The organism is Pantoea sp. SGAir0184, from assembly GCF_043544755.1.
Genome location: NZ_CP028050.1, coordinates 2,453,000 through 2,473,458, shown reverse-complemented (window position 1 = coordinate 2,473,458; position 20,459 = coordinate 2,453,000). Strand labels below are relative to the sequence as shown.

Sequence of the window (20,459 nt, the reverse complement as noted above, 5' to 3'; positions counted from 1 at the left end):
CGATGAGGATATCTGACTACACCGTTGGAATAGTGCCGCCATCGATGACAAATTCAGTACCGGTGATCGCGGCAGCATAAGAAGATGCGAGGAAGACAATGAGATTAGCTACCTCAATGGGTTGAGAAGGGCGTCCCAGCGGAATACCGCCAAGTGCCTTCATGATGATCTGCTTACCACCTTCGTAATCTGTTCCTGCCTGCTGCGCCAGCCGTTCCGCCATGGCCACTGAAGCTTCGGTTTCGATCCAGCCGGGTGCCACGCGAACCACCCGAACCCCCTGCGACGCAACCTCTTTCGACAGGCTTTTACTGTAGGCTGACAGCGCCGCTTTCGCTGCTGCATAACCCGTGGTTGATTCTGGTAAGGGCAGTTCTCGCTGGATAGAAGTGACATGGATGATCACTCCGCCCCCCTGCTGCAGCATGCCAGGCAACAACGCACGATCTAAACGTACCGCGGGCAACAGATTAAGATTGAGCTCCTGTTGCCACTCCTCTTCACCCAATGCTGCAAAGCCACCACCGGGTGCGGTAGAACCGCCGGCCACATGAACAATGATGTCGACGCCTCCCAGATGTGTCTGAACGGCTTCCGCGACTGAGGTACACCCTGTAACCGTGGTCAGGTCTGCCGTTACGAAGGCGTCTGCCCTACATTCTGCGGATGCGTGGCGTGCGGTTGTTAATACTGTTGCACCCAGCTGTTTGAATAGCCCAACTACCGCTTTACCCACACCTTTGGTACCCGCAGTGACCAATATGCGTTTACCGTGGAAATCGAGATCACATGGCATTGAAGAATCTCCGGTCTGTTGATGTGGCAGTACAATAATCAGTAATGCTGGCAATATCGCCACCCTTGCTGAGCGCGAAGTCATCATAAATAGCGAGCGGTAATGTGAATGGCATAGACCTGTACTCCCTTTGTTTACAGTACGGTCATATTCCACATAGATTGTTAAATTGACAAGTACGCACAAAAAAGTGAGTTACTGAATGATGAGTAAGTTATACAGTCCGGAATCAGCCGCAAGCGGAGTGGAGCAGGTTATTCAACTGCTGGAAGGACGCTGGAAATTAATCATCCTTTTTCATCTGTTCGACGGCAAAGTACAGCGCTATTCAGATTTTGAAAAATTAATTCCCGGTATTTCGCAGAAGATGCTGGCGCAACAACTGAGACAGCTGGAAGCCGACGGTATAGTGTCGCGGATGGTGTATCCTCAGGTGCCACCGAAAGTGGAATATCGACTCACTGAATGGGGACAGGCACTTTGTCCTGCTCTTGATGCCATGCTGAAATGGGCGGAAAGGCGCCCGACTTAACCAGCCTCCCGCCGGATGCCATCAATTTCCGCCGTGCTCTAAAATTAATGCTGCGAATCCGGTAACGCTCCACCTTAAAGTGCAGCGATTATCGCGGCTTCTATTTTCTCCGGGGGCGTGATCGGTGCAAAGCGTTTCAGCGGCTGGCCGTCGCGTCCGATGAGAAACTTGGTGAAATTCCACTTAATCCGTCCGCCCGGCACGCCGGGTAGTTCCGCTTTCAGATAGCGAAATATCGGGTGCGCTGCGCTGCCGTTAACCTCGACTTTGCCGAACATCGGGAAGCTCACCCCGTAATTAACATGACAGGTTTGTGAGATGTCATCAGCGTTTCCCGGTTCCTGCTTACCGAATTGATTGCAGGGATAGCCAAGCACCACCAGACCCTGCGCGGCATATTTCTGATAGAGCGCTTCAAGGCCGGCGTACTGGGGCGTGAAGCCGCAATGACTGGCGGTATTCACCACCAGAACCACCTTGCCTTCGTAATCGGCCATAGAGATAGGTTGACCGGTCAGGCTGGTGGCCGAAAACTGATAAAAAGGGGTCATGTCAGTGTCCTCAAAACAGCACAGGTTCGATGTTGATGTTGCCACGCGGGCCCAATAGCGGGCTTCGTAGCCTGGCGCGCACAGCATAACTTTCTGCGCGCCGTTGTCACAATAACACTGACATCTAACCTTACAGACAGAGCCTGATCGCCGGCACAAAACTCTGTCTGCCAGTCTCACTCAGACGCCTCTGCCAGCAACGCCGCCTGCACAGCTGGGCGCGCATTGATCCGTGCCATATACGCCAGTAGCGCAGGCCAGCGATTCACCGTCAGTTTGGACTGGTGTGTTCGCCATCCGGTCAGTCTTCTGTTGCCGCGCAGTCACTGCTGACGACGCTGCGTAAAGAAAGATAAGCGGCGCTCTGGAGGTCATTTTATTTGCTGGCTAACCGTCAGTTTCATAATGAAGGGCCTCGCCGCAATCTGTCAGCCGCATGAAAACCGGGAGGTTAATAAAAATCCGTGGTATCCATGTGTTATGCCATCAGGGCGCAATGACCGCCGACATCTGCTTCAACACTTCGTCACGTGATCTCAGGCCAGCATTCGGCGTTAACACCTGTTCATCCTGAATCAGTTTGGCAAAAACAATTTTTTTCCTGCCTTTGGTCACCCAGCCGACATACCAGCCATAGGCATGGTGCGGATCGTATTGATTATTTTTCCCCGGCGAGCCGGTTCCTGTTTTGCCGTGCACCGTCCAGCCCTTAACGCTGACGTCGTAGCGGGTAATATTATCTGTCATGTCATAGGCATGCTTGTTTACGTGCAGCTCACGGTTAACGACTTTCCTTAAAAAGCCAATCTGCTGAACCGGTGAAATCTGCAGGGATGACATAACCCACACCCCATTCTGACCGGGGGCGCTGACGTCAACGGCGGAAACATCTTCGTTTCCATAAGCAAACGCCTTTACATAGCCTTCAAAGCGATGTTGCCCAATCTTTTTAACAACCTGCTGCGAATACCAGAAGACCGAATATTTTAGCCACGCCGTAGGATCGATTTTATTCATCCAGTTTTTACCGCCCCAGTCCGGGTATCCTTGTTGGTAATCCCAGGCGGGTTCCTTTTCATTTTTCAGCACGCCGGCATCAAATCCCATCAGGCTAATGGCTATTTTAAAGGTGGATGCGGGTGTGACTTCTCTACTGCAGTCGTTGCCACTCTCCAGCAGGACTTTGCCTGATTCAGCGTCAACAATCAGGGTGCACAGGTTTTTGGCGAATGCCTGCTGTGAAAATAATATCGCAGCAACAGAGGCCATAACGGCCAGACGGGTTTTCGTTGATGATTGAATCCAAAGTTAAATGCTAACGTAATTTACAACATGAGAAAGGGCACTGAACGCGGTCAGGCTGTGCATCAAGAGACTGGTCATGCCACATCCCTTTATCATCTGCAAATTATCGCGTCCGGTGGGCTTATTAATAACCCTGAGCGGGGGTAAATAAAAACGATTTAATCTGCGCCTGTTTTTTAGGAAAACTAAACGATATGAAACCGTATTTCCGGATGACAAACGGCGTGAAAACGACGCTATTGCGATCTGCACACCTGCGGCATTTTTCGTCTCGACGGTGATATAAGCGGTAATTAATGGATTGTAGTCCTGCGCCTACATAACCGGTAAGCACATCCGATGGTCAGAGATATTAATACGTGACAAGCTTATCCGCAGTTCACGGCAATCTTCTGCCAGGCATGATGAGAATGTATTTTCAGGAGTGGTTATGCAGCCGGTTAAACGTTGGCAACGCGATGTCTGCAATTTAAATACCCGGGCGTTAACCTGGGTGGCGGCGGGCGCATTTTGCGCGGGCTGCTGGTTATTGATCAGCGTGCTGGTGCTAACCCTGTAACGCGTAGCCAGTGCGAAGAGAATTAGCGTCAGCCGGAAGGGAGTCCGCACCAGGGCGTCAGGGATGAAATTTTTGTAGTGGTTGGGGGCGCGTTGCCCCCTTTTTTTTGCCTGCAGACAGGGGTAATGCAATGCGCAGCCCGTGTGATTACGGCCCGAGACGCAGCGTTTCGGCGCGTTTTGCTGTCTCGTAAACGTATTGCAGCATCGGTTCTAAATCGGCATCCGGTCCGGCGCTGATAATTTTGCCGCGCAGCCATTCAATTTCACTGGTGATATCAGGATGAAAGATGGTGTTGTTTTGCGCGTTGCGTAACCACTTCAGCAAAAAGTTATTTTTCCCGCGTACGCCGCCGGACTTTTTGCTGTTCACATAGAGTTTTAACGCAACCAGAATGCAGTAATAGAAATGGACGCGCTGACTATAATTCTGCAACATCTCTTGGCTCTTCATCTGCCGTTTTTCACGCCCGCCAGTGTGCATTGATGTGAAAAGCAGGTCAAACACAATTGGCCGCGCGCCTGTCACAATTGCGAGCGCAACCAACATTTTAAGAATTTCTTTAGCAGCTGATAAATTGCGCCCGTCAGCAGCTGGATGCTTTACCGGGCAGAATAGCCTGTGATTATTTGTTAATAATCACAAAAAAGCACAGCCGTATCTGATAATTAGATAGATCCGATTCTCTAAATGAATTTCCCCTCCGCATCGCCATCTGCAACTCTGTTCTCCGCGCTGGCCACCCTTGCGTTTTACCGGCCGGTGAAATTTTTATTTGCATCAACATGGCTGTCATAAACAGGAGGTGAATTATGACAAAACCTGCTCTGGCGTTCGCTGCGGCCTTACTGGCGCTCAATGCCACCGCATCCGTTGCGGCTCAGCCGCATCACGTTTATACCAATAAAGATTTCTATAAAAATGGCGTCTTCCAGAAAGAGGTGGCGAAAGATGCAATAGCGCAACTGCTCGCCTCATATGGTCATACGCTGACGCCGGCCATGCGCCAGCAGCTGTGGGTCAATGATTTCGGGCTGGGCGATTATCAGCATGTTGGCCTGGCCAGCATCACCTGGGTCAATAATCTGGATTACGGTTATTACGCTATGACCATGTATCTGCTGCCGAACCAGATGATTCCGGAGCATCGACACATGCCGATTAGCGCGCCGCCGGCACGTCCGGCAAAACATGAATCATGGCGCGTTCTCGATGGCTGGGTATATAACTTCTCAGAAATTGGCGCCGCATCAGCGGATATTCCGCCGACGCCGAAAAGTTTTGGTCCGGTGCAAAGCCACAATGTCGTCATTCAGCATCAGGGCGAAACGCTGTCGCTGAAAAAACTGGAGAGCTATCATTTCCTGATGGCCAACAGTAAAGGGGCGATTGTGGATGAATATGGCAACTGGCAGGATCGCCGCGGCTGGTTCAGCTCCAATCCTAAAGTCGCCCCTACGCCGTAAACCGTGCCCTGCGAGAGATAGTCGATGTGATTTCCCTGTAGCCACCGGAGGCGTTCGCGCCTCCTTTTTAATTAATGGCCTTTACCGGGATGCGCAGAGAGCCGCTCAGCCGCGGCGATTTACCCGGTGCAGACGAATACCACGCTGTTTCATCTCCTCAACGGCAGCACAGAGGCAATCGTCATCGGTGATCACGCCGTCCAGCTGCTGCAGCTTACACACGGAATACACGCTGTAACGACCATATTTGCTGCTGTCAGCCACCAGATAACGCTGCGCTGAGGCGGCCAGCACCGCCTGATTCACCAGCAAGGTGTCTTCGTCGGGTGTCGAGAGGCCGTGCGTGACATCCCACGCGCTGGCGCTGAGGAAGGCCAGATCAATATTGAACGCGGCAAGGGCGGTCGCCGCCATGGCACCCACGCTGGCAATATGCCGTTTATCGACTTTGCCACCCGTATGAAATAGCGTGATGTGGCTGTGACGCATCAGCCAGGCGGCAATCGTAAAGTCGTTAGTCAGCACGGTGAGACTTGCCTGATCGCCTAACGCACGCGCAATTTCATAGCTGGTGGTACCGGCATCGAGGTAGACCACCTGGCCATCCTGTACCAGCGATGCGGCATAACGGCCAAGGCTTTGTTTGGCGTGCACGTTCAGCTGTGCCTTATCCACATACGGCAATGCCTGATGAACCACGGCAGGCAGCCTGGCGCCGCCGTGTATGCCGACCACCAAACCGGCATCCTGCAGGAATTTAATATCGCGGCGGATGGTCATCGCCGACACCGCCATCAGCGTGGCCAGTTCGTGAATGGTGGCCGATCGTTTCGCAAACAGGTAGCGATAAATAGCGTCTTTTCGGTCTTCGGGCAGCATCATGAGCTCAGGGTTAAAAGTGACGTTTTGCCTGCCATGCCACGCGCGCATAGCGTCCGGTACGGCAGCTTCGCTATCATAGCTCATCTGAAGTTGAATCAGATTCAACGAGGCAATGAGTCAGGAGATACGAAAATGCCCGCCCTGCAACGTAATGAACTGGCCGATCTGAATGTTTTTCTGCTGATTTGCCGGCGCAAGAGTTTCCGCCTCGCCGCGCTGGAACTGGGGGTCACCACGTCGGCCATCAGCCACACGTTGCGCAGTCTTGAAGCGCGTCTTGGCGTGCGCCTGCTCAACCGCACCAGCCGGGCGGTGGTGCCGACGGACGCCGGTGCCGCTTTTTTGCGCCATCTGGAAACCGGCTTTGCGCAGATTGAGCTGGCGCTGAACGATCTGCACCTGTACCGCGAATCACCCAGCGGCCGCCTGCGGCTGAACATCCCGCGTGATGCCGGGCAGCTGCTGTTTCGGCCGATCCTGGCGCGCTTTATGGCGACCTATCCGGAGCTCAGTCTGGAAATTACGGTGGATAACAATCTGGTGGATATCATCGGCAGCGGCTATGACGCCGGGATCCGCTACGGCGCCAGCGTACCGAAAGATATGATCGCCATGCCGCTGACGCCCAAACTGCGCTGGATCGTGGTGGCGTCACCCGATTACCTGCGCGACGCGCCGCCGCTGCAGCATCCGGACGATCTGCGCAACCATCGCTGTATTCGCATGCGCCTTGGCAATGGCACGCTGTATAAGTGGCCGCTGGCGCAGGGCAAGGTGACGTATGAGGTCGATGTGCCGGGCACGCTGACGCTCAATGAGAGCGACATGATTATTGATGCGGTCGCCGGCGGTTACGGTCTCGGCTACTGCCCGGAGCGCTACGTACAGGCGCAGCTGGCGAGCGGGCAGCTGGTGCGCGTGCTGACGGACTGGTGCAGCGAAGACGAACCGCTGGTGATGTATTACCCCGACCGTCGCCAGCTGCACCCAGGTTTACGCCGGCTGATTGAGATGATCCGCGCCGAAACAATGCGCTAACGCTGGACGCGTGCGGCGTAAATAATAAACGTCACTACGCCAAAAATTTCTAACTCCTCCTCTTCACGCAGCCGGATGGGCTGATAGCGCGGATTCATCGGCATCAGCTGTACGCAGGGATGCGTCTGCAGCCGCTTGACGGTGAACTCGCCGTTGATGGCGGCGATCACGATGTCGTCGTGCCGGGCATTGAGTGAGCTGTCGACCACCAGCAGATCGCCTTCGCGGATATTGGCATCGCGCATCGAGTCGCCTTCGACGCGCACAAAATAGGTGGCGCTCGGGCGGGTCACCAGCAGCTCATTGAGATCAATCTGGCGTTCGATGTAGTCCTGAGCGGGCGAGGGGAAACCGCCGTGCACCGCGTCAAGGAATAGCGGACGGGAGCGCGAAGGCGGTGAAAGCTGTGGCAAAAAGAAACGCGTCATAGCGAACATTCCATAGATACTGTTTTTATATACAGTATCAGGCGATTTTTGCTATGATCAAGTCTGCCCGCGGTAAAAAAAGCGAAGCGTATGAAAAACAGCAGAATTCAGTTTTTTGCCGCGCAAACCGCTGAAAAGTGCACTCTTCGCTAAGCACTCTGTGCGCCCGTCTGGCGAAACTTCAATTGTTGTCTACACTTAATGTTGCCGATGTTCGTAGTGCGGTTGCAGTGTTGATGAAAATTTCGTTTAGTTCTGGAGCGTTACCCTTTCGATTCCCGTGTTTACGGAAAAACCTCCTCACTTCCTGCCTGCCTGCGAACAGACTGCCCGTTTACGTTCAGATACAGGAGGAGACGTGACCCCTGCGGTTAATGAGAACAGCACCCTGCCGTCGCTAAGTGGCGGACTTTACGCCTTCTTTTTTGATGTTGACGGCACGCTGGCCGCGCTTCAGTCGCAGCCCGAGTCGGTTTCCATCCCCGCATCGGTGCGCCAGCATCTGCAACAAATTTCTAATTTAAGTCACGGCGCGCTGGCGCTGGTTTCCGGCCGTCCGATCAGCCAGCTGGATGAGCTGGTCGCGCCGCTGGAAGCCCCGGCAGCGGGCGTGCACGGCGCTGAGCGCCGCGATGCCAGCGGACATCTGCACCGTCAGTCGCTGCCCGATGAGGTGGCGCAAACGCTGCAGGTTGAACTGCAGCAGACCCTTGACCAGTGGCCCGGTACGCTGCTGGAAGTAAAAGGCATGGCCTTTGCGCTGCACTACCGCAACGCGCCAGAGTATGAAAACGCCATCATGCAGCTGGCCGAAGAGGCGGTAACCCGCTTTCCGGCGCTGGCGCTGCAGCCAGGTAAATGTGTGGTGGAACTGAAACCGCAGGGCATCGATAAAGGTGCTGCGGTACGCGAATTTATGCAGGAAGCGCCATTTACCGGTCGCATTCCGGTATTTGTGGGCGACGATCTGACCGATGAGAAAGGCTTTCTTGCAGTCAATGCCATGCACGGCATCTCGGTCAAGGTCGGTGAAGGTCCAAGCCAGGCGCGCTATCGTCTGCCCGATGTGGCAGCGGTCTGGCACTGGCTGGAACAACTATTATTACAACTAGAACATGACAACGTCGGTAAGGAGTTTAGGTTATGAGTCGTTTAGTCGTCGTATCTAACCGTATCGCTATTCCTGATGGAAGCAAAACCAACGCAGGCGGTCTCGCCGTCGGCATTCTGGATGCGCTGCAGACCACCGGAGGATTGTGGTTTGGCTGGAACGGAGAGATCAGTGAGTTTTCCGGTGAAGAAGATGAGGAACTTACCCAGATCGAACAAGACGGCATTACCTATGCCTCATTCCCCCTCAATCAAAACGATTACGATCAGTACTACTGCCAGTTTTCTAATACGGTGATCTGGCCCGCGTTCCACTATCGCCTCGATCTGGTGCAGTACCAGCGTGAAGCCTGGGAAGGCTACTGCCGCGTGAATACCCTGCTGGCGCAGCGGCTGAAACCGCTGATCAAGCCGGACGATATCCTGTGGATCCACGATTACCACCTGCTGCCGTTTGCCGCTGAACTGCGTAAACAGGGCATCAATAACCGAATCGGATTCTTTCTGCATATCCCGTTCCCGACGCCGGAAATTTTCAATGCGCTGCCGCCGCATCAGGAACTGCTGGAAATGCTGTGTGAATACGATCTGCTGGGTTTCCAGACAGAATCCGATCGCGTGGCGTTTCTCGACAGCCTGAGCCAGCTGACGCAGCTGCAGAATAAAGGCGAGAAGAAGCATCGCGCCTTTGGCAATACCTTTATGACCGAGGTTTACCCTATCGGTATCGAGCCGGACAGCATTAAAGAGATGGCGGAAGGGCCGCTGCCACCGAAGATGGCCGCGATGAAGCGTGAGCTGGGCGATTTGCAGAATATTATCGCCTGTGAGCGTCTCGACTATTCCAAAGGCTTGCCGGAGCGTTTCCTTGCCTATGAAGCGCTGCTGGAAAACTTCCCGCAGCACCGCGGCAAAATCCGCTACTCACAAATTGCGCCGACCTCGCGCGGCGACGTGCAGGCCTATCAGGATATTCGTCACCAGCTGGAGACGGAAGCGGGGCGCATTAACGGTAAATACGGCACGTTGGGCTGGACGCCGCTCTATTATCTCAACCAGCATTTTGACCGCCGTCTGCTGATGAAGATTTTCCGCCTGACCGACGTGGGGCTGATTACGCCGCTGCGTGACGGCATGAACCTGGTGGCGAAAGAGTATGTCGCGGCGCAGGATCCGGACGATCCGGGCGTGCTGGTGCTGTCGCGCTTTGCCGGAGCGGCTAACGAGCTGACTTCTGCGCTGATCGTCAACCCGTACGATCGTGATGATGTGGCGGCGGCGCTGGACCGCGCACTGACCATGCCGCGCACCGAGCGTATTTCGCGCTATAACGACATGATGGCCGTACTGCGTAAGCAGGACATTTCGCACTGGCGCGAAAGCTTCCTGAACGATCTGAGCACGCTGCCGGCGCGCAGCGCCAGCCACGGTAGCGATAACAAGGTCGCGACGTTTCAGAAGCTGGCGTAATTAGCCCCGCAAGGCGCGATTTTCCCCTCAGGCAATGCCTCTCCCGTACGCGGGAGAGGTATCCGTCAGACGACGCAGGCAGGACCGTGCTGCGTAGCGTTTTCACGCGATATCCTCACCGAATGAAATCGATTTCATTTTGTTAAGCGCTAACCCGCTGACCCGGCACCAAAAAACGCACGAATTGGTTAAAATTAAGCCAGTTACGCACCGAAACGCTGAATTTTTCCTTCCGACCCTAAAGATTTGGCTGGCCAGGCCGATAGTTCTAATACATCAGTGTGTTAGTTAGTCAATTCATTCATATCGCTAATGTAACGTGCTGTTACATCCCTTGTGACTCGCTAAACCCTCCCTACAAACTCTTTACACACCACAAGCGGGCTGCATCCACTCTTCACGCTTCGCTAGCACTGCGCCATTAGTCCTGCGTGGCAATATTCCCTGTAAGTTATTAATTTAAAAGCGAATAATTACAGCTATTTTTGGTGTTTTATGCTGCCTTTTTGGTTTATTTTGGGGCCTTGTCTTTGCCTAAAGCCAACGTAGCAGATAAAAGATCGTCCCATGGCGGCGATCTGCGACACACTTCAAAATTCAGACTTTTCCTGTGAAATATTAGCGAAACGTTTCAAAATCGCTCAAAAAAAGAACAACAGAAAAGCATTACTGAAGCTTCACTTGAAAAATTTGCCTTAAAAGTGTGACACAGATCACACTTTATCTAAAATTTCATACCAATCACGTTGTATGTCGAAATCAGACGATATAGATTTGCCTTGTTTTCGGATTAGTCTTAAAAAACTGTAAGCAGACGTCACGGAAGATGGTTACAACTCAAGAAAAGATTGGCCTGGAGTTTTGACTACTACTGATCAATATCCCGGTGGGAAGTGAAACAGTTCAGTACGCGTTGGCTTATGCCTGATTATTTTTTGCCATCTTTAGATTTACCAACCAGCAACCCGAACCATAGAACACTTAATTCTGTGGCCGTATATATGTCGCGTCTATCAGGATGGAAAAAAATGGGTACATCAGAATTACTAAAACACATATATGACATCAATCTGTCATATTTATTGCTTGCACAGCGTTTGATAAACCAGGAAAAAGCTTCAGCAATGTTTCGTTTAGGTATCGATGAGCCAATGGCGGATGCATTGCAGCAATTGACTTTACCTGAGATGGTAAAATTAGCGGAAACCAATCAACTGGTTTGCCAGTTCCGCTTTACCGATCACAATCTTATTAACCGTTTAACGCAGGAATCACGTGTGGATGATTTGCAGCAAATCCACACCGGTATTTTATTATCCAGCCGTTTATTGCGCAGCGCATCGAAAGATGATGCCTCTGCTAAAAAGAGGGCGGTATAATGACCGAAAAAAGTATTGTTCAGGAAGCGCGTGATATTCAGCTGGCAATGGAGCTGATTACATTGGGCGCACGACTGCAGATGCTGGAAAGTGAAACCCAGCTGAGCCGCGGTCGCCTGATTAAACTGTACAAAGAGCTGCGTGGTGCACCCCCACCGAAAGGCATGCTGCCATTCTCTACCGACTGGTTCATGACCTGGGAACAAAATATTCATGCGTCGATGTTCTGCAACGCCTGGCAGTTTCTGCTGAAAACCCGGCTGAGCAGTGGCGTAGAGGCGGTTATCAAAGCGTATCGCCTGTATCTTGAGCAGTGTCCGCAATCGGACGAGGGCCCGCTGTTGGCGCTGACCCGCGCCTGGACCCTGGTGCGATTTGTTGAAAGTGGCATGCTGGAATTGTCTGACTGTAAATGCTGTGGCGGAAGCTTCATCAACCACGCGCATCAGCCGCCGGGCAGCTTTGTTTGCAGCCTGTGCCAGCCGCCATCACGTGCCGTAAAAAGACGTAAACTTTCTGCAGATTCTGCCGATACCTTTCCACAACTGCTGGATGAACAGGTTAAACGCGCCGTTTAAGTTTGTTCGCATCGTGGAAAGCATCCAGCAGCGGTTAATACCGCTGCTTTTTTTTTGCCCACACCCTGTGAATAACACCTGCGGCTCTCTGGCTTAACTTCCACCAACACGTTACGGACGTAAGGATGTTTTTGTGCTGATTATTGTGGGTTATATCGTAGTCCTCGGTTCCGTGCTGGGCGGTTACATGATGGTAGGCGGCCATCTGGGTGCGCTTTACCAGCCGTCGGAGTTGCTGATTATTGGCGGCGCCGGCATTGGTGCGTTTCTGGTGGGCAACAACGGCAAATCGATTAAAAAGACGCTAAAAGCGCTGCCTTTGTTAATGCGCGGCTCAAAATATAACAAAGCCGTATACATGGATTTAATGGCGCTGCTGTATCGCCTGATGGCAAAATCACGTCAGCAGGGCATGCTGTCGCTGGAGCGCGATATTGAAGATCCCAGCCAGAGCGAAATTTTCGCTAACTATCCGCGTATTTTGTCCGATAAACCTTTAGTGGATTTTATTACCGATTATTTACGGCTGATGGTGAGCGGAAATATGAATGCTTTCGAGATCGAAGCCCTGATGGATGAAGAGATCGAAACCTATGAACACGAGTGCGAAGTACCAGCACAAAGCTTAGCGGCGGTCGGTGATGGCCTGCCGGCGTTTGGTATCGTCGCCGCAGTAATGGGCGTGGTGCACGCGCTGGCCTCCGCGGACCGCCCGGCGGCAGAACTGGGCGCGCTGATTGCGCACGCCATGGTGGGAACCTTCCTCGGTATTCTGCTGGCTTACGGCTTCATTTCGCCGCTGGCATCCGTGCTGCGCCAGAAGTGCGCGGAAACCACCAAGATGATGCAGTGCGTCAAAGTCACGCTGCTCTCCAGCCTGAACGGGTATGCGCCGCAGATCGCCGTCGAGTTTGGTCGTAAAACCCTGTATTCCACCGAGCGTCCGTCCTTTACCGAGCTGGAAGAGCACGTGCGTAACGCGAAAAACCCGGCTAAGCAGACTTCGGATACGCCTTCATGAAGCACGGTAATCGCCCGATTGTGCTGGTCAAACGGCGCAAACATAAAAAGCATGAAGGCAGCCATGGCTCATGGAAGATTGCCTATGCCGACTTTATGACGGCGATGATGGCGTTCTTCATGGTGATGTGGCTGATCTCGATCGCCAATCCGCAGGAGCTGGTGCAGATTGCCGAATATTTTAAAACGCCGCTCAAGGTCGCCCTGACCGGCGGTCAGCGTAGCAGCGACAGCGAAAGTCCGATTCCCGGCGGCGGCGATGATCCGACGCAGAAGAAAGGCGAAGTGCAAAAACAGGTCGATATGGATGCGCAAAAGCGCCAGCTGGATGACATTCGCCTGAACCGGCTGCGTGAAAAACTCGACCAGCTGATTGAGGCCGATCCGCGCCTGAAAGCGCTGCGTCCGCATCTGATCATCAACATGGTGGAAGAGGGGCTGCGCATTCAGATTATCGATAGCCAGAACCGCCCGATGTTTAAAACCGGCAGCGCGGAAGTGGAGCCGTACATGCGCGATATCCTGCGCGCCATTGCGCCGCTGCTGAATGATATTCCTAACAAAATCAGTTTGTCCGGCCATACCGATGACTTCCAGTACGCCAGCGGCGATCGCGGCTACAGCAACTGGGAACTGTCGGCGGATCGTGCCAATGCCTCACGCCGTGAGCTGGTGGCGGGCGGGCTGGACGGCGGCAAAATGCTGCGCGTGGTCGGCATGGCCGACACCATGAAACTGAAAAACCGCGGCGCCAACGACGCGGTGAACCGTCGTATCAGCCTGCTGGTGTTGAACCATGACACCGAAGCGGCGATTGAAAAAGAGAATGCCGAGAGCGATGCCGTTCAGGTGAGTGACCCGGCGCAGATTTTACCTAGCATTACCGCACCGGCTGGTCCGGCGGCGCCAACTGCCCCCACGGGTTCTACCGCAGCACCGGCCACACCGGCAGCCGCGGCGAATCCGCCGGCAGCGGCACCGCCCGCCGCCAGCGCGGTGACACCAGACCAACCCTCACAGCCGAGGTGATCCCGTGAGCATGGACATCAGCGATTTTTACCAGACGTTTTTTGATGAAGCCGATGAGCTGTTAGCGGATATGGAGCAACACCTGTTGGGACTGGATCCCCAGGAGCCCGATTCCGAGCAGTTGAATGCCATCTTCCGCGCCGCCCACTCCATTAAGGGCGGAGCCGGTACATTTGGCTTTACGGTTTTACAGGAAACCACCCACATCCTGGAAAACATTCTGGATGGTGCGCGCCGTGGCGAAATGCAGCTCAGCACCGACATCATCAACCTGTTTTTGGAAACCAAAGATATTATGCAGGAACAGCTCGATGCCTATAAAACCGCGCAGGAGCCAAACGCAGAAAGCTTTAACTACATCTGTGAAGCCCTGCGCCAGCTGGCGCTGGAAGCCAAAGGAATAGCCCCGCAAGCCGCCGCACCGGTGGTGGCGCTCGCCGACGTGGCAGCACCTGCCGCTCCCGCCAGCAGCGGCCTGCGTCTGCAGCTGATCAATCTGAAAGAGAAAGAGCCGGATCTGCTGCTGGAAGAGCTGGGCAACCTCGGCACCCTGACCGATGTGGTGAAAGGCGCCAGCTCGCTGGAAGCCACCATCGACGGTGTCGGCAAAGACGATATCGTGGCGGTGCTGTGTTTCGTGATTGATGAAGCGCAGATTCAGTTCCCGCAGGACGCCGCACCCGCCGCCGTTGCCGCCGCGCCAGTCGCAGAGGCCGAAGCCGAAGCGCCGGTGCAGCAAACGGCGACCGTCACCGACATTACCCCGGCGGTGAAGCGTGAGAGCAAGCGTGCTGCCGCGCCCGCCAAAAGCAGCGAATCCAGCAGTATTCGCGTGGCGGTGGAAAAAGTTGACCAGCTGATCAACCTGGTCGGCGAGCTGGTGATTACCCAGTCGATGCTGGCGCAGCGCTCCGGTGCGCTGGATCCGGTGGCACATGGTGACCTGCTCAACAGCATGGGTCAGCTGGAGCGTAACGCCCGCGACCTGCAGGAATCGGTGATGTCGATTCGTATGATGCCGATGGAGTACGTGTTCAGCCGCTTCCCGCGTCTGGTGCGCGATCTGGCCAGCAAGCTGGGCAAAGAGGTTGAACTGACGCTGCTCGGCAGCTCAACCGAACTGGATAAGAGCCTGATCGAACGCATTATCGATCCGTTAACGCACCTGGTGCGTAACAGCCTCGACCACGGCATCGAAACCCCGGAAAAACGGCTGGCCGCCAGCAAAACGGCGGTCGGCAATCTGACGCTGTCCGCGGAACATCAGGGCGGCAACATCTGTATCGAAGTGATCGATGACGGTGCCGGCCTCAACCGTGAACGTATCCTGGCGAAAGCGCTCTCGTCCGGCCTGCCGGTCAGCGACAGCATGAGCGATGAAGAAGTCGGCATGTTGATCTTCGCGCCAGGCTTCTCGACCGCCGAACAGGTGACCGACGTATCAGGCCGCGGGGTCGGCATGGACGTGGTGAAACGTAATATCCAGGAGATGGGCGGTCACGTCGAAATCTCCTCGAAGCAGGGCAAAGGCACCACCATTCGCATTCTGCTGCCGCTGACGCTGGCGATCCTCGACGGGATGTCGGTGCGCGTGGCAGACGAAGTGTTCATCCTGCCGCTGAACGCGGTGATGGAGTCACTGCAGCCCACGGCTGAAGAGCTGAAACCGCTGGCCGGTGGCGAGCGCGTACTGGAAGTGCGCGGCGAGTACCTGCCGCTGGTTGAGCTGTGGAACGTGTTTGACGTGCAGAACGCCAAAACCGACGCCACGCAGGGCATCGTGGTGATCCTGCAGAGCGCAGGACGTCGCTATGCGCTGCTGGTCGATCAGCTGATTGGTCAGCATCAGGTGGTGGTGAAGAACCTGGAAAGCAACTACCGCAAAGTGCCGGGCATTTCCGCCGCCACCATCCTCGGTGATGGCAGCGTTGCGCTGATTGTCGACGTATCGGCACTGCAATCATTGAACCGTGAGAAGCGTGTGGCCGGTGCCGCAGCGTAACAGATAACGAAAGGGTAAAAAAATGACTGACATGGCAACCGTGACGAAAATCGCCGGCGAAACCGTCGGCCAGGAGTTCCTGGTTTTCACCCTCGGTGACGAAGAGTACGGCATCGATATCCTTAAAGTGCAGGAGATTCGTGGTTACGATCAGGTAACGCGTATCGCTAACACGCCGGAGTTCATCAAGGGCGTGACTAACCTGCGTGGCGTGATTGTGCCGATTATCGACCTGCGCGTGAAGTTCTCGCAGCCGGACGTGGAGTACAACGAAAACACCGTGGTGATCGTGCTGAATCTTGAGCATCGCGTGGTCGGCATCGTGGTGGATGGCGTGTCTGACGTGCTGTCGCTGACGCAGGATCAGATCCGTCCGGCACCGGAATTTGCCGTCACCATGTCGACCGAGTACCTCACCGGTCTCGGTGCGCTGGGCGAGCGTATGCTGATTCTGGTCGACATCGAAAAACTGCTGAGCAGTGAAGAGATGGCGCTGGTGGATACGCTGCGTAGCGCATAATCGCTCGCAGAGAGTCACGGGTCGCTGATGCGGCCCGTGACTATTACATCCTTTATTAAACCGTTATAAATCAATAACAAAGCCGACAAATATTTCCTGCCCTCGCTCAATATTCCCGCCACCAGGTCGATAACTGTATTGCACGATTTTTCTTCATTTCCCAGGGCAAACTATGTTTACGAAAATCCGCGTTGTGACCAGCCTGTTGCTGGTGTTGTTGGTGTTTGGCGTACTGCAGCTGGCTTCCGGCTCGCTGTTTTTTAAAGCGCTGAGTGACGACAAAAAAAGTTTCAATACCTCTCAGCTGGCGAGCAAAAACATTGCCGCCATCAATGATGCTTACATGAGCCTTAACCAAAGCCGCGTGATCCTGACGCGCATCCAGCTGCGTATTGCCACCAGTAAACTGACCGGCACCGAAGCTGACATCGGTACGCTGTTCGGGCAGAGCAGGACGTTCCAGCAGACGGCGCAGGATAACTTCACGCTGTTTAAAAACACGCCGGACACGCCGGGCCAGAATCTGCAGCTCAATCAGCAGCTGGAACAGACCTATAAGGCTTACGCCAGCGCGCTGGCTGAGATGCAGCAGGTACTGCAGCACAACGATACCGCCGCAGCCGGCAAAGTACCGGTGGCCCCGACGCAAAGTGCCTTTCTGGAAAACTACACCCAGTGGCGCGCCGATCAGGATCGTCTGACGGCGGCCGGCGTGGCGGCGAACAGTGCCGCTTACGAGCACATGATGTGGCTGCTGGGGCTGGTACTGGCGCTGGTGGTGGGCGTGATCGTGCTGTGCTGGTTCGGCCTGCGTAAGGTGCTGATTAAGCCGCTCAACGACAGCATCCAGCACATTGAACACATTGCGCAGGGCGATTTAACCCAGACCATCACCGTCGAAGGACGTAATGAAATGAGCCAGCTGGCGAGCAAGCTGCAGGAGATGCAGCAGGCGCTGGTGCGCACCGTCAGCAACGTGCGCGACGGCTCGGACGCTATTTTTACCGGCGCCAGCGAAATCTCCGCCGGCAATAACGATCTCTCGGCGCGTACCGAACAGCAGGCGGCGTCGCTGGAGCAAACTGCGGCCAGCATGGAGCAGCTCACCGCCACGGTGAAGCAGAACGCCGAGAACGCGCGGCAGGCCTCGCAGCTGGCGCTCAGTGCATCGGAAACCGCGCAGAAAGGCGGAGAAGTGGTGGAAGGCGTGGTGCGCACCATGCACGATATCGCCGGCAGTTCGAAGAAGATTGCCGACATTACCAGCGTGATTGACGGTATCGCTTTCCAGACCAACATCCTCGCGCTCAACGCCGCAGTCGAAGCGGCGCGCGCCGGGGAACAGGGCCGTGGCTTCGCGGTGGTGGCCGGTGAAGTGCGCAACCTTGCCCAGCGCAGCGCGCAGGCGGCGAAGGAGATCAAAGGGCTGATTGAAGACTCGGTGCGTCGCGTTGACAGCGGCTCACAGCTGGTCGGCACGGCGGGCGATACCATGGGCGAAATCGTCAATGCGGTGACGCGCGTCACCGACATCATGGGCGAGATCGCCTCGGCGTCGGACGAGCAGAGTCGCGGTATCGATCAGGTCGGCCAGGCGGTGACCGAGATGGACCGCGTCACGCAGCAGAACGCCTCGCTGGTGGAAGAGTCGGCGGCGGCGGCGGCCTCGCTGGAGGAGCAGGCCAGCCGTCTCAGCCAGTCGGTGGCGGTGTTCCGCATTCCACGTGGCGCTCAGCCTGCCAGCAGCACGGGCGTGCGCCATCCGCAGATCGCCCCCCCGCAGGCCAGTGCGCCACGCAAAGCGCTGACCGCGCCGGTCAGTGACGCCAACTGGGAAACGTTCTAAGCTGAAACGGGAGCGGACAACGCGCCGCTCCCTCATCGCCTGCTTTCTTTACTTATAAAACGCTGTAAAAAAGCTTTAATTCAGCATTATCCCTCGTAAAGTCCGGTAAACCCTCTCAAATATTCAGCGCAGCGGTCGATAAACAGGGCGTAACCCCCTTTTTGGAGACACCATGTTAAAACGAATCAACGTCGTCACCAGCCTGATCGCCGTCCTGCTGGTGTTCGGTGCTATGCAATTACTGTCCGGCGGGCTGTTCTGGTCGGCATTACAAAAAGATAAAGAGGCGTTTGCTGTGGCACAAACGTCAAGTAATAACGTCGCTGCCATGTCCGATGCCTGGATTGAACTCAATCAAACCCGTACCGTGCTCAACCGCGCCATGCTGCGCATGCAGGGCAGCATGGCGTCACAGACCAACGGCGGTCAGCTTAACGCACTGATCGCGCAGACGGAGAAACAGCTCGACACCGCGGCCGGTCACTATCAGCGTTATTACGATTTGCCCGCGACGCCAGGACTGTCTGATGCGCTGCGCGACCGGCTGGAAGCGGATTATGCCGCATTCAATAACGGCCTGAAGGCGATGCTGGCCCGGCTGAAAGCCAACGATCTGCAGGGCATGTTTGATCAGAACATCGAAGCCAAACAGGTCAAAATGAAAGCCACCTATGAAGAGTGGCGCAGCGCGCAGAGTGCTTTAGCCGCTGAGGGCGTGGCGCAGAACCAGCGTGCCTTCCACACCATGATGTGGCTGCTGGCGATTGTCGCAGTGATGGTGATCGCGGTAATCGTCGCCTGCTGGTTTGGCCTGCGCACGGTGCTGATTCAGCCGCTGCATCAGTTGCTCGGCCACATTCGCCATATCGCCGCAGGCGATCTGACGCAGACCATCACCGTTGAAGGGCGTAACGAAATGAGCCAGCTGGCCAGCAGTCTGCATGAAATGCAGCAGTCGCTGGTGCACACCGTCGGCAACGTACGCGACGGTTCGGACGCCATCTTTACCGGCGCCAGCGAAATTTCCGCCGGTAACAACGATCTCTCGGCGCGCACCGAGCAGCAGGCGGCGTCGCTGGAGCAGACCGCGGCCAGCATGGAGCAGCTCACCGCCACGGTGAAGCAGAACGCCGAGAATGCCCGGCAGGCCTCGCAGCTGGCGCTCAGCGCGTCGGAGACCGCACGCAAAGGTGGCGACGTGGTCGAAGGCGTGGTGCGCACCATGCATGACATCGCCGGCAGTTCGAAGAAGATCGCGGATATCACCAGCGTGATCGACGGCATTGCCTTCCAGACCAACATCCTCGCGCTTAACGCGGCGGTCGAAGCGGCGCGCGCCGGTGAGCAGGGCCGTGGTTTTGCCGTGGTAGCGGGCGAGGTGCGCAACCTGGCGCAGCGCAGCGCGCAGGCGGCGAAGGAGATCAAAGGACTGATTGACGATTCGGTCAGCCGGGTTAACGCCGGTTCGCAGCTGGTCGGCACCGCAGGTGACACCATGCAGGATATCGTCGGTGCGGTGACGCGCGTGACTGACATCATGGGCGAAATCGCTTCGGCCTCGGATGAGCAGAGCCGTGGCATCGACCAGGTGGGCCAGGCGGTGACCGAGATGGACCGCGTCACGCAGCAGAACGCCTCGCTGGTAGAAGAGTCGGCCGCCGCCGCGGCCTCGCTGGAGGAGCAGGCCAGCCGCCTGAGCCAGTCGGTGGCGGTGTTCCGCATTCCGCTCGCGTCGGCAGCGGTCGCCGTGCGTCCCCCGGTGACCACGACACCGCCGGCGGTGCGTAAAGCCGCTACGGCCCCGGTGAGTGACGGAAACTGGGAAACGTTTTAATCACTGCCTGAATCGTCCCCTCTCCCGCAGCGGGAGAGGGTCGCGTGGCTGGCCCTTCTCCGGTTTGCTGCTGGTCTTACCCCTTTCACCTCACATAAAGATCCGCGCCTGCGC

At 55.6% G+C, this 20,459-nt stretch carries 19 protein-coding genes and 1 pseudogene; 13 read left to right on the top strand and 7 right to left on the bottom strand.

From position 1 onward, the window contains the following. Window positions 1-16: 16 nt before the first annotated feature. Window positions 17-796 carry an SDR family oxidoreductase gene (locus C1N60_RS11610; RefSeq protein ID WP_059010378.1) on the bottom strand — a complete coding sequence of 260 codons (780 nt, stop codon included), beginning with the start codon at window positions 794-796 and terminating at the stop codon, window positions 17-19. A 205-nt stretch (window positions 797-1,001) separates the two neighbouring features. Here C1N60_RS11610 and C1N60_RS11605 point away from each other — a divergent pair, with 205 nt between their 5' ends. Next, window positions 1,002-1,328, top strand: a complete 327-nt coding sequence (locus tag C1N60_RS11605) for a winged helix-turn-helix transcriptional regulator (RefSeq protein ID WP_058769857.1) — start codon at window positions 1,002-1,004, stop codon at window positions 1,326-1,328. Between the two features lie 74 nt (window positions 1,329-1,402). Here C1N60_RS11605 and C1N60_RS11600 read toward each other — a convergent pair whose 3' ends face one another. From C1N60_RS11600 to C1N60_RS11585, 4 genes and pseudogenes are all read right to left on the bottom strand, one after another. Next, entirely contained in the window at window positions 1,403-1,879 is a 477-nt protein-coding gene (locus C1N60_RS11600; protein ID WP_394521750.1) for a glutathione peroxidase, read from the bottom strand. Between the two features lie 176 nt (window positions 1,880-2,055). Next, window positions 2,056-2,151: pseudogene (locus tag C1N60_RS11595) on the bottom strand (glutathione transferase GstA); the annotation flags it as partial. Window positions 2,152-2,365: 214 nt separating this feature from the next. Beyond that, entirely contained in the window at window positions 2,366-3,148 is a 783-nt protein-coding gene (blaOXA, locus tag C1N60_RS11590; protein ID WP_394520869.1) for a class D beta-lactamase, read from the bottom strand. Window positions 3,149-3,890: 742 nt separating this feature from the next. After that, complete coding sequence (locus C1N60_RS11585) at window positions 3,891-4,181, bottom strand: hypothetical protein (RefSeq protein ID WP_031279201.1); 291 nt, start codon at window positions 4,179-4,181, stop codon at window positions 3,891-3,893. Between the two features lie 374 nt (window positions 4,182-4,555). Between C1N60_RS11585 and C1N60_RS11580 the strand changes: the two genes are divergently transcribed. Next, on the top strand, window positions 4,556-5,209 hold the full coding sequence (locus C1N60_RS11580; protein WP_058769674.1) for a cupin domain-containing protein: 654 nt from the start codon (window positions 4,556-4,558) through the stop codon (window positions 5,207-5,209). Window positions 5,210-5,314: 105 nt separating this feature from the next. On the opposite strand, the gene C1N60_RS11575 is transcribed toward C1N60_RS11580, so the two are convergent. Further along, complete coding sequence (locus C1N60_RS11575; RefSeq protein ID WP_394520868.1) at window positions 5,315-6,091, bottom strand: DeoR/GlpR family DNA-binding transcription regulator; 777 nt, start codon at window positions 6,089-6,091, stop codon at window positions 5,315-5,317. 132 nt (window positions 6,092-6,223) lie between these two features. On the opposite strand from C1N60_RS11575, the gene C1N60_RS11570 reads away from it, so the two are divergent. After that, complete coding sequence (locus C1N60_RS11570; protein WP_058785633.1) at window positions 6,224-7,129, top strand: LysR family transcriptional regulator; 906 nt, start codon at window positions 6,224-6,226, stop codon at window positions 7,127-7,129. Here the strand turns inward: C1N60_RS11570 and umuD are convergent. Further along, complete coding sequence (gene umuD, locus C1N60_RS11565) at window positions 7,126-7,557, bottom strand: translesion error-prone DNA polymerase V autoproteolytic subunit (protein WP_021506286.1); 432 nt, start codon at window positions 7,555-7,557, stop codon at window positions 7,126-7,128. The genes C1N60_RS11570 and umuD overlap by 4 nt on opposite strands. 358 nt (window positions 7,558-7,915) lie before the next feature. Between umuD and otsB the strand changes: the two genes are divergently transcribed. The 10 genes from otsB to C1N60_RS11515 all read left to right on the top strand — a co-directional run bounded on the left by otsB (window position 7,916) and on the right by C1N60_RS11515 (window position 20,345). Then, window positions 7,916-8,704 (top strand): trehalose-phosphatase, encoded by a 789-nt coding sequence (gene otsB, locus C1N60_RS11560; RefSeq protein WP_021506285.1) that lies wholly within the window; start codon window positions 7,916-7,918, stop codon window positions 8,702-8,704. Next, a complete protein-coding gene (gene otsA / locus C1N60_RS11555; RefSeq protein WP_394520867.1) occupies window positions 8,701-10,137 on the top strand; it encodes an alpha,alpha-trehalose-phosphate synthase in 1,437 nt (478 codons plus the stop codon). The genes otsB and otsA overlap by 4 nt, the downstream gene beginning before the upstream one ends. Window positions 10,138-11,165: 1,028 nt before the next feature. After that, window positions 11,166-11,516 carry a flagellar transcriptional regulator FlhD gene (flhD, locus tag C1N60_RS11550; RefSeq protein ID WP_058769677.1) on the top strand — a complete coding sequence of 117 codons (351 nt, stop codon included), beginning with the start codon at window positions 11,166-11,168 and terminating at the stop codon, window positions 11,514-11,516. Then, the gene (gene flhC / locus C1N60_RS11545; RefSeq protein WP_021506282.1) at window positions 11,516-12,094 is read left to right on the top strand and encodes a flagellar transcriptional regulator FlhC; all 579 of its coding nucleotides are present in this window, start codon (window positions 11,516-11,518) and stop codon (window positions 12,092-12,094) included. Before flhD ends, flhC begins: the two co-directional genes overlap by 1 nt. Window positions 12,095-12,227: 133 nt before the next feature. Then, entirely contained in the window at window positions 12,228-13,115 is an 888-nt protein-coding gene (gene motA / locus C1N60_RS11540; protein WP_021506281.1) for a flagellar motor stator protein MotA, read from the top strand. Next, window positions 13,112-14,143, top strand: coding sequence for a flagellar motor protein MotB (gene motB / locus C1N60_RS11535; RefSeq protein WP_021506280.1), 1,032 nt, complete (start codon window positions 13,112-13,114; stop codon window positions 14,141-14,143). Before motA ends, motB begins: the two co-directional genes overlap by 4 nt. A 10-nt stretch (window positions 14,144-14,153) precedes the next feature. Continuing rightward, window positions 14,154-16,145, top strand: coding sequence for a chemotaxis protein CheA (cheA, locus tag C1N60_RS11530; RefSeq protein WP_181444757.1), 1,992 nt, complete (start codon window positions 14,154-14,156; stop codon window positions 16,143-16,145). Between the two features lie 22 nt (window positions 16,146-16,167). After that, a complete protein-coding gene (cheW, locus tag C1N60_RS11525) occupies window positions 16,168-16,665 on the top strand; it encodes a chemotaxis protein CheW (RefSeq protein ID WP_021506278.1) in 498 nt (165 codons plus the stop codon). A 172-nt stretch (window positions 16,666-16,837) separates the two neighbouring features. Beyond that, the gene (locus tag C1N60_RS11520; protein WP_058785635.1) at window positions 16,838-18,511 is read left to right on the top strand and encodes a methyl-accepting chemotaxis protein; all 1,674 of its coding nucleotides are present in this window, start codon (window positions 16,838-16,840) and stop codon (window positions 18,509-18,511) included. A 172-nt stretch (window positions 18,512-18,683) separates the two neighbouring features. Then, the gene (locus C1N60_RS11515; RefSeq protein ID WP_394520866.1) at window positions 18,684-20,345 is read left to right on the top strand and encodes a methyl-accepting chemotaxis protein; all 1,662 of its coding nucleotides are present in this window, start codon (window positions 18,684-18,686) and stop codon (window positions 20,343-20,345) included. Window positions 20,346-20,459 lie beyond the last annotated feature (114 nt).

Bases quoted from the DNA above. Each gene is read 5' to 3' on its own strand.
- C1N60_RS11610 (WP_059010378.1), bottom strand. From the start codon at position 796: ATGCCATGTGATCTCGATTTCCACGGTAAACGCATATTGGTCACTGCG.
- C1N60_RS11605 (WP_058769857.1), top strand. From the start codon at position 1,002: ATGAGTAAGTTATACAGTCCGGAATCAGCCGCAAGCGGAGTGGAGCAG.
- C1N60_RS11600 (WP_394521750.1), bottom strand. From the start codon at position 1,879: ATGACCCCTTTTTATCAGTTTTCGGCCACCAGCCTGACCGGTCAACCT.
- blaOXA (WP_394520869.1), bottom strand. From the start codon at position 3,148: ATGGCCTCTGTTGCTGCGATATTATTTTCACAGCAGGCATTCGCCAAA.
- C1N60_RS11585 (WP_031279201.1), bottom strand. From the start codon at position 4,181: ATGTTGCAGAATTATAGTCAGCGCGTCCATTTCTATTACTGCATTCTG.
- C1N60_RS11580 (WP_058769674.1), top strand. From the start codon at position 4,556: ATGACAAAACCTGCTCTGGCGTTCGCTGCGGCCTTACTGGCGCTCAAT.
- C1N60_RS11575 (WP_394520868.1), bottom strand. From the start codon at position 6,091: ATGATGCTGCCCGAAGACCGAAAAGACGCTATTTATCGCTACCTGTTT.
- C1N60_RS11570 (WP_058785633.1), top strand. From the start codon at position 6,224: ATGCCCGCCCTGCAACGTAATGAACTGGCCGATCTGAATGTTTTTCTG.
- umuD (WP_021506286.1), bottom strand. From the start codon at position 7,557: ATGACGCGTTTCTTTTTGCCACAGCTTTCACCGCCTTCGCGCTCCCGT.
- otsA (WP_394520867.1), top strand. From the start codon at position 8,701: ATGAGTCGTTTAGTCGTCGTATCTAACCGTATCGCTATTCCTGATGGA.
- flhD (WP_058769677.1), top strand. From the start codon at position 11,166: ATGGGTACATCAGAATTACTAAAACACATATATGACATCAATCTGTCA.
- flhC (WP_021506282.1), top strand. From the start codon at position 11,516: ATGACCGAAAAAAGTATTGTTCAGGAAGCGCGTGATATTCAGCTGGCA.
- motB (WP_021506280.1), top strand. From the start codon at position 13,112: ATGAAGCACGGTAATCGCCCGATTGTGCTGGTCAAACGGCGCAAACAT.
- cheA (WP_181444757.1), top strand. From the start codon at position 14,154: ATGGACATCAGCGATTTTTACCAGACGTTTTTTGATGAAGCCGATGAG.
- cheW (WP_021506278.1), top strand. From the start codon at position 16,168: ATGACTGACATGGCAACCGTGACGAAAATCGCCGGCGAAACCGTCGGC.
- C1N60_RS11520 (WP_058785635.1), top strand. From the start codon at position 16,838: ATGTTTACGAAAATCCGCGTTGTGACCAGCCTGTTGCTGGTGTTGTTG.
- C1N60_RS11515 (WP_394520866.1), top strand. From the start codon at position 18,684: ATGTTAAAACGAATCAACGTCGTCACCAGCCTGATCGCCGTCCTGCTG.